Below are 15,735 nucleotides of genomic sequence, written 5' to 3'. Positions count from 1 at the left end.
CAGGCCCGCCACGAAAGGGACCACCATGAGCCAAGAAGCCGCCACCGGGGGGACGCCCAACATCGCCTCCTACATCGACCACACCCTGCTCAAGCCGGAGGCCAGCGAGGCGGAGATCCTCAAGGTCTGCGCCGAGGCGGCGGAGTACCACTTCAAGTCGGTCTGCGTGAACCCGGTCTGGGTCAAGACCGTCAAGAAAGCGCTCAAGGGATCCGGCGTCCTGACGTGCTCCGTGGTGGGATTCCCGCTGGGCGCCACGCCGAGCGACGTCAAGGCCTTCGAGGCCCGCGGCGCGGTCCTGGACGGTGCCGAAGAAGTGGACATGGTCATCAACATCGCCGCGGCCCGTGCCAATGACAAGGGCGCGCTGGTGGACGACATCGCCGCCGTCGCGGCCGCCGTGCACGAGGGCGGAGCCATCCTGAAGGTCATCATCGAAACGGCGCTGCTGGGCGATGACCAGAAGGTGCTCGCCTGCGAGGCCGCGGTGGAAGCCGGGGCGGACTTCGTGAAGACCTCCACGGGCTTCAACGGCGGCGGGGCCACTGCCGAGGACGTCGCTCTCATGCGCCGCGCCGTCGGCCCGGACCTGGGTGTCAAGGCCTCCGGCGGCGTGCGTTCCCTGGCCGATGCTCAGGCTATGATTGCTGCAGGTGCAACACGTATTGGCGCCAGCTCCGGTATCGCGATCGTCAAGGGTGAACAGGGTTCGTCCGCGTACTGACCGTGCCGGCACCGCCCACAGTTTTGAGCCCCCCGGGGCCGAGGAGGAACGAATGTCCAGCAACACCACCCCGTCCCGGCGCGTCGAGAACAGCCTCGGATCCAGCATCGCCCTGTTCGTGCCGATGATGGTCCTGTTCCTCGGTGCGATCTACTCGCTGTCCTTCCTGACGCTGGAAAACACCTGGCCGATGGCCGTCTGCCTGATTCTCTTCGCGGCCGCGTTCTGGATCCCGCAGACCCTGCTGGGCCGCTCGGATTCGGCCGGCGAAAACTAGGCCTCTCCTGACCCTTAAATGACTGAAGCTCCGGTTCATCCGGAGCTTCAGTCATTTAACCGGTGGCAGTCCTAGCCGGGCACCAGCGCGAACAGGCCCTTGACCAGCCCCGTGCCGAGGGCCAGGGCCGCGGGGAAGTGCGCTTTGGCCACCGCCAGGCCGGCGCCAAACATCCCCACCATGGCGTAGCCGCTTACCGGGATCAGGACGAACCATTCCCGCCGCGAACCCGCCCGGCCCAGCAGCGGGATGGAGAACGCCCCGTTGGCCCTCCAGATGTTCTTCAGCAGCGGCAGTTTCCGCAGGACCTTGGGCGGCTTGATCACAAGTGGCCAGAGCAGCGGCACTCCCCCGGTGGTGATCATGTCCCCCACAATGTGCACCAGCACCCCGGTAAGCATCGAAACCGGCAGCCAGGTCCACTGGTGCGGCGCGAACCACGTCACGAGTCCGGCCATGAGCAGCCCGACGATCCAGTTGCTGATCCAGCCGAATTTCGGGAAGAGTTTCAGTGCCTTCGCGGCGATGTTGATCATGAACATGCACAGCAGGCCGGCTCCGACGGACAGCAGCCCCCACTGGGTCTGCACCTGCCACTGCCCGGCGATCGTGGCCAGCAGCACGAAGAACGCCGCGCCCAGCACCGAATGAGTGCCCTGCCGGTGGCCCCCGCTGGCGTTCTCAATGCCGCGCGCCACCAGGTTGGACAGCGGCGGCAGCGCGTGCGCCACCGTGCTGGCACGGTGGTCCCAGTCGCAGACCAGCGCGGTCCCCGCCGTCGCCATCGCGCCGATCACGATTCCGGTGGGATCCAGCGGGTACCAGCCGAGCGCATACGGGCCGGTCGAGGCAATGGCTACCCACGCCGCGGCTCCCGACGCGGCGTGATGTCCTCCCATCATTCTTTTATTTCACCGCCGGTGTGGCAGAGACAGGGGCGTCGGAGAAGATGTTGCGGATCACGCCGTTGGCCCACTCCAGGATCTCGGCGTCCTGCAGGTCCCGGCCGCCGATCCTGGCCGTCTTGGGCTTCGGAACGAGCACGGCGTCCAGAGCCGGCTTCGCCTGCGCGCCGGGGTACATCCGGGTCAGGCGCATGAGCTTGGACTCGGGCAGTTGCGCCGGGGAGAACTTGATGAAGTTGCCCTGCAGCGCGACGTCGGACAATCCGGCCTCGCGGGCGCCCACCCGGAACCGGGCGACGTCGATCAGGTTGGTGGCCGGCAGCGGCAGCTCGCCGTAACGGTCCACGAGCTCCGCGAGGACCTCCTCGATCGCCTCGTAGGTGATGGCGCTGGCGAGTTTGCGGTAAGCCTCCAGGCGCAGCCGTTCGCCCGGCACGTAGTCGTGCGGCAGGTGCGCGTTGACCGGCAGTTCGATCTTCATTTCGGCGGCCTTCTCCTCCGCCTCGCCCCGGTATTCGGCTACGGCCTCGCCGACCAGCCGGATGTAGAGGTCGAAGCCGACGCCTTGGATGTGGCCGGACTGCTCGCCGCCGAGCAGGTTGCCGGCGCCGCGGATCTCCAGGTCCTTCATGGCCAGCTGCATGCCGGCGCCGAGCTCATTGTGCGTTGCGACGGCCTTGAGCCGTTCCAGCGCCACCTCGCCCAGCGGCTTTTCCGAAGGGTAGAGGAAGTAGGCGTAGGCGCGTTCACGGCCGCGTCCCACACGTCCGCGCAGCTGGTGCAGCTGGGAGAGGCCGTACTTGTCCGCGCCGTCCACGATCAGGGTGTTGGCGTTGGAGATGTCCAGGCCGGTCTCGATGATGGTGGTGCAGACCAGGACGTCGAAGCGCTTTTCCCAGAAGTCCACGATGATCTGCTCCAGCCGGCTCTCGGACATCTGCCCGTGCGCCACCTCCACCCGGGCCTCAGGGACCAGTTCGCGGATCTTCGCCGCGGTGCGGTCGATCGTGGACACCCGGTTGTGGACGAAGAACACCTGGCCTTCGCGCATCAGCTCACGGCGGATCGCGGCGGAAGTCTGCTTGTCCGTGTACGGGCCCACATACGTCAGCACGGGGTGCCGTTCCTCCGGCGGGGTGGCCAGGGTGGAGGTTTCGCGGATGCCGGTCAGGGACATTTCCAGTGTGCGCGGAATCGGGGTGGCGCTCATGGCCAGGACGTCGACGTTGGTGCGCATCTTCTTCAGCGCTTCCTTGTGTTCGACGCCGAAGCGCTGCTCCTCGTCCACGATCACCAGGCCGAGGTCCTTGAAGCCGAAGTCCTTGGACAGCAGCCGGTGCGTGCCGATCACGACGTCCACGGAACCGGCCTTGACGCCGTCGGCGGTTTCCTTGGCCTCCTTGCCGGTCTGGAAGCGGGACAGCGGCTTGACGACGAGGGGAAAGCCGGAAAACCGTTCGGTGAACGTCTCGTAGTGCTGCTGGGCGAGCAGCGTGGTGGGCACCAGCACGGCGACCTGCTTGCCGTCCTGGACCGCTTTGAACGCGGCCCGGACAGCGATCTCTGTCTTGCCGTAGCCGACGTCGCCCGAGATCAGCCGGTCCATCGGGATCTCCCGCTCCATGTCGGCCTTGACCTCGTTGATGGTGGTCAGCTGGTCCGGGGTCTCCACGTACGGGAAGGCCTCCTCCAGTTCCCGCTGCCACGGGGTGTCCGGGCCGAAGGCGTAGCCGCGGGAGGCCATCCGGGCCGAGTACAGCCGGATCAGCTCGCCGGCGATCTCCTTGACCGCCTTGCGGGCCTTGGACTTGGTGCTCGCCCAGTCCGCGCCACCCATCTTGCTCAGCGCCGGAGTGTCGCCGCCCACGTACCGGGTGACCTGGTCCAGCTGGTCGGTGGGCACGAAGAGCCGGTCGCCCGGGGCTCCGCGCTTGGACGGGGCGTACTCCAGGACCAGGTATTCGCGCACGCCCTCGCCGCCACCGGCAACCTTGCGCTGGATCAGCTCCACGAACCGGCCGATGCCGTGCTGTTCGTGCACCACGGAGTCCCCGGCCACGAGCTGCAGCGGATCCACGGCATTCCGCCGCTTGGACGGCATCCTGCGCATGTCCTTCGTGGAACCGGCCGAGGTCCGGCCCAGCAGGTCAGCCTCGGTCAGCAGCGCCAGCTTGAGCGGATCCAGGACAAAACCGCGGCCGACGGCGGCGGTGGTCACCTCGATCAGCCCGGCCTGCGGATCGGCCTCGAGCGTGTCAACCCGCGCGCACGGGATGTCGTTGTCGTGGAAGAGTTCGGCGAGGCGCTGCGCCGGGCCCGGGCCCTCGGTGACCACGACGATCCGCCACTGGTCCCGGACGCGGGAGCCGATGAAGTCCATCATTTCCGCCACGTCGCCCTGGTAGCCGCGGGGTTCCCGGGCGTGCAGGTTCAGCACGTCGACGTCGGGCAGCAGCTCCTCGTCGCCGGCCAGCGAGGTGATGGACCACCAGGAGACGCCGTGCTCGAGGGCCGCGGTGCGGGTTTCGGTCAGCGAGCGGAAGCTGGCCGAGTGCAGCGCTTCGGACGCCGCAGAGGTCAGATCAAGAGGTGCGGTGCCGCCGTCGGACGCCGTGGACCAGGCGGCCTCGAGGAATTCCTCGTTCGTGGCGGCGAGGTCGTGGGCCCGGGTGCGGACCTTCTCCGGCTCGATCACCACCGCGATGGAACCCGCCGGGAGCTGGTCCAGGAACGGCACCATGGCGTCCACCAGCACGGGGGCCAGCGATTCCATGCCCTCGACGGCGATGCCGCCGGCGATTTTCTCCAGCATGTCCGCGGCGGCCGGGAGCTGGGACTTCAGGGTCGCGGCGCGGGACATGACGGAGGGTGTGATCAGGATTTCGCGGCACGGCGGGGCATGGAGTTCGGTGGGATGGTGCAGGCCGGGCGCGGTCAGCGAGCGCTGGTCGGCGACGGCGAACCAGCGCATCTGGTCCACCTCGTCACCAAAGAACTCGACCCGGATGGGGTGGTCCTCGGTGGGCGGGAAGACGTCCAGCATGCCGCCGCGGACGGCGAATTCGCCGCGGCGGGTCACCATGTCCACCCGGGCGTAGGCGGCGTCGGCCAGGCTCTTGACGACACCGCTGAAGGGGGCCTCCTGGCCGACTTTCAGGGTGACCGGCACCAGTTCGCCGAGGCCGGCGACGATCGGCTGCACGACGGCGCGGACGGGGGCCACGACGACGCGCAGCGCACCGGCGGTGGACGATTCGGGGTGCGCGAGCCGCCGCAGCACGGACAGCCGCCGGCCCACGGTGTCCGAGCGCGGGGAGAGCCGCTCATGCGGCAGCGTCTCCCAGCTGGGGAACTCCGCGATCGTCTCGGCCGGCAGGAAGGCGCGCAGGGCCTCGGTCAGGTCCTCGGCCTCGCGGCCGGTCGCGGTGACGGCCAGGACCACGGGCACTCCCCGGCCAGCCCCTGCAGAGCCGGTTTCGTTTCCCGCCAGGGTCGCGAGTCCGTCCGCCATTTCCGCGAGCAGCGTGGACCGCATTCCGGCCGGGGCGCTGATCTGGTAATCCTCGCTGCGGGCGGCGAACCCGCGGGCGGCCTCGGCCTGGATCCGGGCGTAGTTCCGGTCTTCGGCGAGGACGCGGCGCAAACCGGTGAGAGAGGGGCCGTTGAGGCTCATAGCTGTTGCTCCTGATGGGATCACGGGGTGCAGGCAACACGAATAGCCGAAATTCGCGAGAATCCCGGGTCCTCCAAGCCTACCGCGGAGCCTCGGGGCCCGCCGACGGGCCCGGCCGGCGGGGCCTGCCCGGGGCGCCGCCGACGGGGCTAGGCTGGCTTCAGGAGCGGGCGGCCCATCCAACGCGGGCCGCGCACCGAATGGCTTGGTAGGCCACCCGCCAACTGCTGGCTGACAAGGAGTCACCATGAACGCCACAACCGCAACCCCCGAACCCGCTGGAACTCCTGCTCCAGCCCCGCAGGCAGCCACCGCGAAGGCCGCATCCCCTAAGACCGTGCTCGTCACCGGGGCCACCGGCTACATCGGCGGCCGGCTTGTCCCCCGGCTCCTGGAAGCCGGGCACAGGGTCAAAGTCGTGGTCCGCACCCCGGCCAAGATCGCCGGCGTGCCCTGGCTGGACGACGTCGAGGTGATCCACAGCAGCCTCGACGACGGGGACGCCCTGCAGGCGGCGCTCGACGGCGTCGACGTCCTGTACTACCTGGTCCATTCCATGGCGGCGGGGGCCGGCTTCGAGGCCAAGGAAAAGACGATGGCCGGGACGGCCGCCCGGGCCGCGGCCGCCGCCGGTGTGGACAGGATCGTCTACCTCGGCGGCCTGCACCCGGCCGGGGCCGAACTGTCCACCCACATGCGCTCCCGCGAGGCGGTGGGGAAGGTGTTCCTGGACAGCCCGGTGGACGCGGTGGTGTTCCAGGCCGGCGTCGTGATCGGCTCGGGTTCGGCGTCGTTCGAAATGATCCGGCATTTGTCCGAGACGCTGCCGCTGATGCCCGCCCCGAGCTGGGTGCGCAACAAGATCGAGGCGATCGCGGTCCGTGACGTCCTGTACTACCTCGTGGCGGCAGCATCGCTGGAAGGACCCATCAACCGGACCTTCGACATCGGCTGCCGCCAGGTGCTCAGTTACGCCGGAATGATGCAGGAATACGCCGCAGAGGCCCGCCTGCCGCACCGGGTGGTGCTGGCGCTGCCGGTGCCGGCCCCCAAACTGGCCGGTCTGTGGGTGGCACTGACCACCCCCATCCCGCTCTCCATGTCCCTGCCGCTCGTCGAATCACTCCAGCACGACGCCGTCGCCGCCGAGCACGACATCGACGCGTACATCCCTGCGCCGGAGGGCGGCCTGACCCCTTACCGGCGGGCCGTGGCCCTCGCCCTGGGCAAGGAACGCGACGGCCAGGTGGAGACCACGTGGGCCAGCGCCGGCGTCGACGCCGATCCCCTGCCGAGCGACCCGGACTGGTCCGGACACGCCGTGTACGTGGACGAGCGAAGCTTCCAAAGCGACGTGGACCCCAAATATGTGTGGACCGTCATCGAAGGAATCGGCGGCCGGAACGGCTGGTACTCCCTGCCACTGGCCTGGCAGGTGCGCGGCTGGCTGGACAAGCTCACCGGCGGGGCGGGGCTGCTGCGCGGCCGCCGGCACCCGCACCTGCTGGCCGAGGGCGAGGTGGTGGACTGGTGGCGGGTCGAGCGGATCGACCGTGGCCGGCTGCTGCGGCTGCGTGCCGAAATGCGGGCCCCGGGCCGGGCCTGGCTCGAACTTTCCGTGGAGCCGGAGGGGACGGGCAGCCGCTACCGCCAGCGCGCCATCTTCTTCCCCAAGGGCCTCAGCGGCCGCCTCTACTGGCTCGCAGTGCTGCCGTTCCACAGTGTCATTTTTCCCGCCATGTCGCGGAATATCACCGCCGCCGCCCGGGATCTGGAAAACCTCGAATCGGAGCCAGCCCGGCACACCACGTAGGATGTTGGAGCCCGAAACGTCCACTTCCACATCACGGAGGACCCCCCTATGGCCCTGAGTGCATCCACCACCGTTCCGCACAGCGTCGACCGCGTTACCGCGGTTTTCGTCAATGAAGACTTCCTGCGCCACACGAGCGAACTCGTCGGCGGCACCCTGGAATCCTTCGCCATCGACGGTGACACCGCCGGCGCTTTCAACACCACCACCGTGCGGACCATCCCCACCACCCGGATGCCCGACATTGCCCGGAAATTTGTTGGCGAAAGCCTGAAGGTGACGCAGCTGGAGGCCTGGGAGGCCCCCGCCGCCGACGGCTCCCGGCAGAGCAAGATCTCCCTGAAGGTCTCCGGCGCCCCGCTGGACGTGAAGGCTGTCCAGCGTCTTGTGTCCGACGGCGGCAGCACCCGGATCGAGCTCGAGGGCGACGTGACCTCCTCGGTGCCGTTCCTTGGCGGCAAGATCGCCGACGCCGCAGAACCGATGGTCGGCAAGGCCCTGAACCTGCAGTCCCAGCAGGCCCAGGCCTGGCTCGAAAGCCACTGACCCCGTGGAACTGCCCGCGGTCCTCGCCGTCGTCCTGATCGTCGCCGGCGTCTGGTCCCTTGTTGTCTGGCCGCAGTTCCTGCGCCGGGTCATGAAGGATCCGCGTGCCCGCGACGCCAACGGCAAGGCCACGCGCTTCCTGACCGTCCATGTGGTCCTGGTCAGCATCTCCATGCTGCTGGGGGCCGCGACGGCGGCGATTGGCGTGGCCGGGCTGCTCAGCTAGCATCCGGCACACCGGCGGCGGCATGCGCACCCTGCGCCTGCCGCCGCCGGCCGCTAGAATCAGCAAAAAGGTGGACCGCTGAAAGGGGACGCCAGTTGCTACCCCGCCGCGTCGCCATCTGGGGCCTGTGCGCCTGTGTTCCGGTCCTCGGCCTGATTGCCTTCTGGCCGGTGCCCGTTGACCGGGGCGCGGCCACCTACCTCATGCGGTGGCTCCGGCAACTGCACAGCTGGGGCGTCCCTCCCTGGTTCGACTACGGGGTGGTGGAATTTTCCTCAAACGTGATCCTGTTTATTCCGCTGGGCGCCCTGGTCGCCATCATCCTGGGCCTGCGGCTCTGGTGGGGCGGGGCCGTTGCCGGGTTCATCCTCTCCGTCGTGATCGAACTCGGCCAGATGGCGTTCCTGCCGGCGCGCTTTCCGTCCGTCGCCGACGTCGCCGCAAACACGATCGGCGCCATGGCCGGCGCGCTCGTGGCCAGGCTGTTCATGGCGCGCCGTGAGGCTGTGCGATCCCGACGTCCACCACGTACCCTGTGAACAGGGCCCGACGGGAGGAGATCGGAACTATGCGGATCTCGGTTATTGGTTGCGGTTACCTGGGCGCGGTCCATGCCGCATGCATGGCAAAGCTGGGTCACGACGTCGTCGGAATCGACGTCGACGAACACAAAGTGGCACAGCTTTCAGCAGGCCACGCCCCCTTTTACGAACCCGTGCTCGACGAACTCTTGTCCCAACTTGAGGAATCGGGCCGGCTGCGGTTCACCACCGACATGGCGGCCGCCCGCGGCGCCGAGGTCCACTTCATCTGCGTCGGAACGCCGCAGAAACGCGGCGAAAACGGCGCCGACCTGCGCTATGTCGACGCCGCCGTCGCCTCGCTCGCTGAATACGTCTCCCCCGGCGACGTCGTCGCCGGCAAATCCACGGTGCCTGTGGGAACCGCCGCGGGCCTGGCCGAGGTGCTGGCGGAGGCAGAGCCCGGCGCCTCGCTGGTCTGGAATCCCGAGTTCCTGCGCGAAGGCCATGCCGTGACAGACACCCTGAACCCGGACCGGTTTGTCTACGGCACGCCGGACGGCAGCGAAGACCATCCCGCGGTGGCCGTCCTCGACAGGGTCTACGAGACTCCCCTGGCGGGCGGGACACCCCGGCTGGTGACGGACTACGCCACGGCGGAACTGGTGAAGACGGCAGCCAACTCGTTCCTCGCGACCAAGATCTCCTTCATCAACGCCATGGCCGAGGTCTGCGAAGCCACCGGCGCCGACGTCACCCGGCTGGCCGATGCGATCGGGCTCGACGAGCGGATCGGGCGGAAGTTCCTGAACGCAGGCATCGGATTCGGCGGCGGGTGCCTGCCCAAGGACATCCGTGCCTTCATGGCCCGCGCCGGCGAGCTGGGGGCGGACCAGGCTCTGACCTTCCTGCGGGAAGTGGATGCGATTAACATGCGGCGCCGGACCCGGGTGGTGGAGCTGACACGCGAACTGTGCGGCGGGTCCCTGTTGGGCCAGCGGGTCGCCGTCCTGGGCGCGGCGTTCAAGCCCGAAAGCGACGACGTCCGGGACTCCCCCGCGTTGAGCGCCGCCGCGCAGCTGCAGCTGCAGGGCGCCGTGGTGACGGTCACCGATCCCCAGGCCCTGCCCAATGCCGCCAAGCGCTTCCCCGAACTCCAGCTGGAACCGGACCTGGAGACGACGCTGTACCGGGCCGATGCCGTGCTGCTGCTGACCGAGTGGCAGGCGTACCGGGAGCTGGATCCGCACGCCGCCAAAGCGCTCGTGTCCGCGCCGCGCATCCTGGATGGCCGCAACGTCCTGGACCCTGCCAAGTGGCGGGCGGCCGGCTGGACCTACAAGGGCCTGGGCCGGCCCTGATGTGTTGCCGTCAGGCCGTCAGCGCCTGGCCGAGGGCGTCCTCCGCGGCCACCCAGGAGAGCATGGCGCATTTGACCCGGGCAGCATAACGGGACACGCCCTCAAACGCCGCGGCGTCGCCCAGCACCTCCGGGTCGGCCGGCACCTTCCCGCGCGAGCGCAGCACCTCGCGGAAGCTGTCAATGACGGCGCTGAGTTCCTCGACTGTCATGCCCTCGGCGAGGTCTGTCAGCACGGACGCCGAGGCCATCGAGATCGAGCAGCCGTCGCCGTCCCAGCGCAGCTCACTGACCTTCCCGCCGGCCACGGACACCCGGACCGTGATTTCGTCGCCGCAGGTCGGATTCAGCTGGTGGGATTGGCCGCAGCTGGCCTCCTTGGGCGCGTCCGCGGCGGCGAGGCCGCTGCCGTGCCGGGCCTTGGCATGTTCGAGGATGATCTGCTGGTAAAGCTGGTCAAGACTCATGGATGTCCGTCCTAGGCTTGGAAGTAGGCACGGACATCGGCGACCGCGTTCAGGAACGCGTCCACATCGTCCGTGGTGTTGTAAAGGTACGTACTGGCGCGCGTCGTCGCCGTCAGCCCGAGCCGGCGGTGCAGGGGCTGGGCACAGTGGTGGCCGACCCGCACGGCGATGCCGCGGCTGTCCAGGAACTGGCCGACGTCGTGCGCGTGGACGCCCGCGACGTCGAATGCCGCCAGGCCAATCCGCTCCTGCCCGGCCGCCGGACCCAGCACTCGGATCCCGGGGATGGACTCCAAGCCGCGCACGAGGCGCTGGCCGAGTTCGGCTTCCCAGGCGTGGATGCGGTCCATCCCGGTTTCGCTGAGGTAATTTACCGCCGCGGAGAGTGCCACGGCCTGCGAAATGCGCTGGGTGCCGGCTTCGAAGCGTTGCGGGCTGGGCAGGAAACCCGCCCGTTCCATCGTGACGGTGGTGATCATGGAGCCGCCGGTCAGGAACGGCGGCATCGCGTTGAGCAGCTCCGAGCGGCCATAGAGGGCGCCGATGCCGGTGGGGGCAAGCATCTTGTGGCCGGAGAACACCGCGAAGTCGACGTCGAGCGCCTTCACGTCCAGGGGCAGGTGCGGTGCGGACTGGCAGGCGTCGAGCACCACGAGGGCTCCCGCGGACCGGGCCAGGGCCACCAGGGCGGCCACCGGGTTGATGGTGCCGAGGACGTTTGACGCGTGCGTGAACGCCAGGACGCGGGTGCGCGGGCCGATGATGCCGGCAGCGGCCTCCATGTCAAGGGCGCCGGCGTCGTCGATCGGGATGAACTTCACGACGGCGCCGGTCCGGGCCGCCAGCTCCTGCCAGGGGATCAGGTTGGCGTGGTGCTCCATCTCCGTGACCACGAGCTCGTCGCCCGGGGCCAGGGCGAACCGGGCCGCTCCGGGTCCGGCGCCCGGCAGGGAAGCGTTGAGGAAGGAATAGGTGAGCAGGTTCAGGCCCTCCGTGGCGTTGGAGGTCCAGATCAGCTCATCCCACTCCGCCCCGACGAAGTCCGCCACCGTTTCCCGGGCGTTTTCGAACGCCTCGGTGGCCTCGACGGCGAGGTGGTGTGCCCCACGGTGGACCGCGGAGTTCCGCTGCTCATAGAATTCCTGCTCGGCCTCGAGCACGCTGAGCGGGTTCTGCGAGGTGGCACCGGAGTCCAGGTAGACGAGCGGCCTGCCGTTGACGTGCTGCTGCAGAATCGGGAAGTCGTTGCGGATCCTCAGGACCTCCTCGTTTCCGAGCGCGGCGGCAGAGCGGCGGAGATGGGCTGGGGTGGCAACCATGGCGGAGACTCCTGGATCGGCGTTCGCTGCGGCGTACACCGCGCCGGCCGGGCGGCCAGCGTGCAAAATACGTCACACAGATTAAACCTAATTATCCCACGTTCCTGCAGCCCTCCTGCGCGCCCACCGCGCGGCCACCGCGCGGACCCGCACACCGCGGAACCCGGGCGGAGGTCCGCGCCCCGTTAGCCGGCTCCGGCGGCCATCGGCTCCCGCGGCGGTGCCCTTCGGCGGCCAAGACCCGGACCGCGACAGGAGCATTGCCCAAGGGCAGCCGCAATCAACCCCCAGCCAGGCGGGTTGGGCTGGTGCTGCCCAAGAATGGCGAACGACGACCGATAGCGGCCGCGGCGATGATCGCAGGGGCCGCGGGTGTGCGTCGCCGGGACCCATTGGCGGGAGCCGTGGGCCGACGGGATCCAGCAGCGGCATCCAACAGGGGCGCCGGAACATCCGGCCGGATCTCACTGCTACGGCGCAAGGCCTGCGCGGCGCAAGGGTCGCCCGACATGCCGGCGCGTGACGCCAGGGCCGGCGAGGGCTCGCACACAAGACGTCGTCACGCGCCGCTACCCCCTGCGGCGATGCCCGACGGCGCCGGTGTCAGGGCCGCGCTTCTCGATGGCGCGGACCCGCGTGTAGACCGATTAAGGGAGCCGGCGGCGGCTGGGGGGAGAGCCTCGGTCTCAGAAGGCTCTGACGCCGCCGGCTCCGACCTTGGCGCGCGGCTGCCCGTTGAGGCACCGCACGATTCCAATGAAGGAGTTAGTGGGAAAGATTACGGCCCGATCACCTCTAATGGTGGCAGTGGCCGCATCCGCAAGCAAGGAATTTGAGACCACACTTTCCTCGGGCCATGCTTGCGGTTGCTGACCGCCCTCAAGTTCCTCATTTTGAGACCTTTGTGAGCTGTTCGGGGTGGAGCTGTTCGGGATGGAGCTGTTCGGGATGGAGCTGTTCGTGGGACTGGCTTAAGTCAATCGCCCGAACGGACTCTGCACACGAGTAGCGTTTACCCGATTTCTGACGCCCTACTCGCCATGGCACTACTTGGAGCTACTCCCGCTGGTCCCGCAGGCCACCCGTGCTGTACGCACGCCACAGCCAGGTCACGCCATGCCGGGCCGGGCCGGTCAGGAGGGCAGCGGGCCGAGGTCCAGGAGGTCCGCCCGCCGGCCCACGCCGAGCTTGGCGAAGATCCGGGACAGGTGCCCCTCCACTGTCCGAAGTGACACACAGAGCGCGGTGGCGATCTCGGCGTTCGTGGCCCCGCCCGACACCAGTTCCAGGACTTCGGTCTCGCGGGCAGTCAACGGGGCGCCGTGATCGCTGCGGACGACCTCCAATTGCGACAACATTCCGGCCTCCACCAGGCGGTGATGGACCCGGCGCTGGACCGCGGTAAGCCGCCACCGCTCCGGGTCGTCTGCCAGGATCCGCTCGGCCTGCTGGGCGGCCTCAAGGGCAAGGAGCCCGTGCCCTGCATTGAGCGCGTCGTCGCTGATGCCAATGAGGTCGGACGCATCGGACGCCGACACCGCTCGCGCGTAGGACTCCACCAGCCTGGCTTCCGGGCCGTCGACTGCGCCGCTGCTGAGGGCGAGGGCTTCGGCGCCCGAGGTGTCACCGCCGCGGAGCGCGAGCCGCCTGATATCGGTTTCAACGCCCCGCAGGCTCTCGTGCAGGGCCTCGTCCGCCAGCCGCGCCAAAGCTCCGGCACCGCTCCCTCCGGGCCCTTCTCCGGGTTCAGCCGCCCGGCAGTACGCCTCTGCCAGCAGGTGAAGGGTTTTCGGCTCCCGGTACTCCGAGAGCCGGTAGGCCAGCACATGCTGGCTGGCCTCATGGTGGCGTCCGACGGCGCCTGCGGCGTAGGCCGCAACGGCGCGCGCAAAAGGCAACAGACCTAACGGGTCGGCGATAGTAAGCTCTTCGACACTCAGCCGAAGTTCGGCCAAGCTTTCACGCATCCTGCCCTGGCGCAACCGCGAGTAGCCCCGCATGAGGTGCAGCATGCCGCCGCTGTACAGCAGACGCCCAGGCTCACGGGCCGCGTAATCGTCCAGGACATTTCCGAGCCGGTCCCAATCGCCGGCCCAGATCAGATTCAGGCAGTGGCGCACCACGAGGTCCTCGTAGACCAAGGGAAGTTCCAGGCTTGCGGTTCGGGCGCCGCCCCATGCCTCTCCGTCCAATCGCAGCCCTGCGCGGAGTTGACCTTGGGCGGTCAAGAGTTCGGCGAGGAGGGAAACTGCCGGGACCCGGATTTCGGGATAGGCGCCGGCCGCGGCGATGAGTTCGCGCAGCACGGTTCCAACTGCCATGAACTTCCCGTCCCACGAGTGACTCAGAAGCTCTGTGGCCAGTCCCCCGGCAGCTGTCACGTCCGACGGCCGTCCCGCCGGAGCGCGCCCGGAAAGGTCGGTGCACGTTGCGAAATCCGCAGACAGTGAATCCCGGGCCCGCGATTCCAGGAGCCCTGGTTCCATGGACAGTCCAAAGGCCGGGCGGTGCGGCCCGGCGTCGGCTTGCTGTTGCCGGGCCGGCGTTGCGGACCCGAGCCGGGCTGCGAGGAGGGCAGCCAGGTAGGACGGCCGTCCGGCGGGCACCGGCTGTGCGGCCTCCAGACACGCCACAGCGGCCTCGGTGTGCCCCGCGATGAAGTGCGAATAAGCCAACTGGATCCGGGCCTCGGGGAGGAACCGGGCGTCCCGGATGGCGCCAGCCATCCGGGACGCGGTCGCAGGGTCCAGGTCCGTGTTCGCGGCGACAGCGGCCTGCAGGAGCTGGATCGGAGGGATCTCTACGCCGCAGTCCATGGACCAGCGCAGCCGGTTGAGGGCCGCTCCCGGCGCCGCGGCACGCGCTGACGGAAGCGACAACACACTCGAACGCAGGGCCGAACTGCGGCCGGCCGGGACCCGCTGGCGGATAATTTCGCCAAGGATCGGGCTGGCGGGCCGTACCAGCCGGTCATGTCCCGTGGAGACGGCAATAATGCCCGCGGTGTCCAGGGCATCGACGGCCTTGGGACCACTGATCCGCAGAATCTGGGACAGGGATAGCGGTCCGGCCATGGCAACGATCGTGGCGGCGGTCTTTTCCTCCGGTGTCATGGAGCGCAACTGCCGGTCCACAACGTCGGCGGCCGGAACTTGGGCCATGTCGGGGTTGGCCAGCAGGAACCACACGCCGTGCCGGAGGCCCAAGGCGCCGCTGGCCCGGGCATGCTGGATCAGGGACATCAGCATGAGCGGATTGCCGTCGGCCGCCTTATGGAACAACGCACTAACCCACGGAGAGACGTCGGCCCGCAGGACCTGCTCGCACAGTTGGTGGGTTCCGATCCGGCTCAGCGGGTAAAGGTCGAACTTGGCAATTATCCCGTCGTCCCAGAGCGCGAGGAACTCTTCCGGAATCATCGGCCCGGGACGGCAGGCCACGAGGATTCCCGCGGCGCCGGTCGCCGCCGCCTGAGCCAACTGCCGGACGGTCCCATGATCGAGGCAATGCGCGTCGTCGACCACAAACAGAGGGCGGTCCGCCTCGGATTTCAGGCTGCGCGCCATCGCTTCCACGACGGCTGCGTAGGAGTCGAGTTCCCGGTCAGGAAGCCGGGACAAGTACGGCGCCAAGGCACCGAAAGGAACGCTGGCCAGGGCCGGAGTGGCGGTCAGCCGAATCAGGTGGCGGTGGGGCTCGAGTTCGCGGATGGCGGCCTTGAGGACGGCGGTCTTGCCCGCGCCCGCGCCGCCGACGATGAGCGCACCTGATCGGGTGTCGTCACGCAGGCAACGCACCAGGTCCTTGACCAGCGCCGAGCGCTCGATCAGTGCCGAGGTCTCAGCCAGGCTTTCCATCGCCGGTTCTTCCTGCCAGTTTCTGCCCGTCTTGAATAGCCGTCCGG

12 protein-coding genes are annotated in these 15,735 nt (G+C 68.7%); 7 read left to right on the top strand and 5 right to left on the bottom strand.

Annotated elements, in window-relative coordinates; genetic code table 11:
- Nucleotides 1-25 precede the first annotated feature (25 nt).
- Together deoC and AC1DBX_RS08310 are read left to right on the top strand one after the other, a co-directional pair.
- Nucleotides 26-724 (top strand): deoxyribose-phosphate aldolase, encoded by a 699-nt coding sequence (deoC, locus tag AC1DBX_RS08315; RefSeq protein WP_476849037.1) that lies wholly within the window; start codon nt 26-28, stop codon nt 722-724.
- Nucleotides 725-776: 52 nt separating this feature from the next.
- Nucleotides 777-1,001: a hypothetical protein gene (locus AC1DBX_RS08310; protein WP_230010712.1), complete on the top strand. Its 225-nt coding sequence runs from the start codon at nt 777-779 to the stop codon at nt 999-1,001.
- Nucleotides 1,002-1,072: 71 nt separating this feature from the next.
- Here the strand turns inward: AC1DBX_RS08310 and AC1DBX_RS08305 are convergent, their stop codons facing one another.
- Complete coding sequence (locus AC1DBX_RS08305; protein WP_018774647.1) at nt 1,073-1,903, bottom strand: metal-dependent hydrolase; 831 nt, start codon at nt 1,901-1,903, stop codon at nt 1,073-1,075.
- Between the two features lie 4 nt (nt 1,904-1,907).
- Entirely contained in the window at nt 1,908-5,579 is a 3,672-nt protein-coding gene (gene mfd / locus AC1DBX_RS08300) for a transcription-repair coupling factor (protein WP_476931514.1), read from the bottom strand.
- A 247-nt stretch (nt 5,580-5,826) separates the two neighbouring features.
- Here mfd and AC1DBX_RS08295 point away from each other — a divergent pair, with 247 nt between their 5' ends.
- From AC1DBX_RS08295 to AC1DBX_RS08275, 5 genes are all read left to right on the top strand, one after another.
- Nucleotides 5,827-7,392: an SDR family oxidoreductase gene (locus AC1DBX_RS08295; protein WP_476931513.1), complete on the top strand. Its 1,566-nt coding sequence runs from the start codon at nt 5,827-5,829 to the stop codon at nt 7,390-7,392.
- Between the two features lie 48 nt (nt 7,393-7,440).
- Nucleotides 7,441-7,938: a DUF2505 domain-containing protein gene (locus AC1DBX_RS08290; RefSeq protein ID WP_223914131.1), complete on the top strand. Its 498-nt coding sequence runs from the start codon at nt 7,441-7,443 to the stop codon at nt 7,936-7,938.
- Between the two features lie 4 nt (nt 7,939-7,942).
- The gene (locus tag AC1DBX_RS08285; protein ID WP_018774651.1) at nt 7,943-8,164 is read left to right on the top strand and encodes an SCO4848 family membrane protein; all 222 of its coding nucleotides are present in this window, start codon (nt 7,943-7,945) and stop codon (nt 8,162-8,164) included.
- A 95-nt stretch (nt 8,165-8,259) separates the two neighbouring features.
- Nucleotides 8,260-8,703, top strand: a complete 444-nt coding sequence (locus AC1DBX_RS08280) for a VanZ family protein (protein WP_230009621.1) — start codon at nt 8,260-8,262, stop codon at nt 8,701-8,703.
- Between the two features lie 29 nt (nt 8,704-8,732).
- Nucleotides 8,733-10,046: a UDP-glucose dehydrogenase family protein gene (locus AC1DBX_RS08275; RefSeq protein WP_476931512.1), complete on the top strand. Its 1,314-nt coding sequence runs from the start codon at nt 8,733-8,735 to the stop codon at nt 10,044-10,046.
- Between the two features lie 10 nt (nt 10,047-10,056).
- On the opposite strand, the gene sufU is transcribed toward AC1DBX_RS08275, so the two are convergent.
- The 3 genes from sufU to AC1DBX_RS08260 form a co-directional block, all read right to left on the bottom strand.
- Complete coding sequence (sufU, locus tag AC1DBX_RS08270) at nt 10,057-10,512, bottom strand: Fe-S cluster assembly sulfur transfer protein SufU (protein ID WP_230009833.1); 456 nt, start codon at nt 10,510-10,512, stop codon at nt 10,057-10,059.
- Between the two features lie 11 nt (nt 10,513-10,523).
- Nucleotides 10,524-11,831: an aminotransferase class V-fold PLP-dependent enzyme gene (locus AC1DBX_RS08265; RefSeq protein WP_476931511.1), complete on the bottom strand. Its 1,308-nt coding sequence runs from the start codon at nt 11,829-11,831 to the stop codon at nt 10,524-10,526.
- A gap of 1,133 nt (nt 11,832-12,964) precedes the next feature.
- On the bottom strand, nt 12,965-15,688 hold the full coding sequence (locus AC1DBX_RS08260) for a helix-turn-helix transcriptional regulator (RefSeq protein ID WP_476931510.1): 2,724 nt from the start codon (nt 15,686-15,688) through the stop codon (nt 12,965-12,967).
- Nucleotides 15,689-15,735: the final 47 nt, after the last annotated feature.

The organism is Arthrobacter sp. 10N44_2, assembly GCF_056394385.1.
The sequence above is the reverse complement of the archived record's forward strand: the minus strand, read 5'-3'. Positions and strand labels throughout refer to the sequence as shown.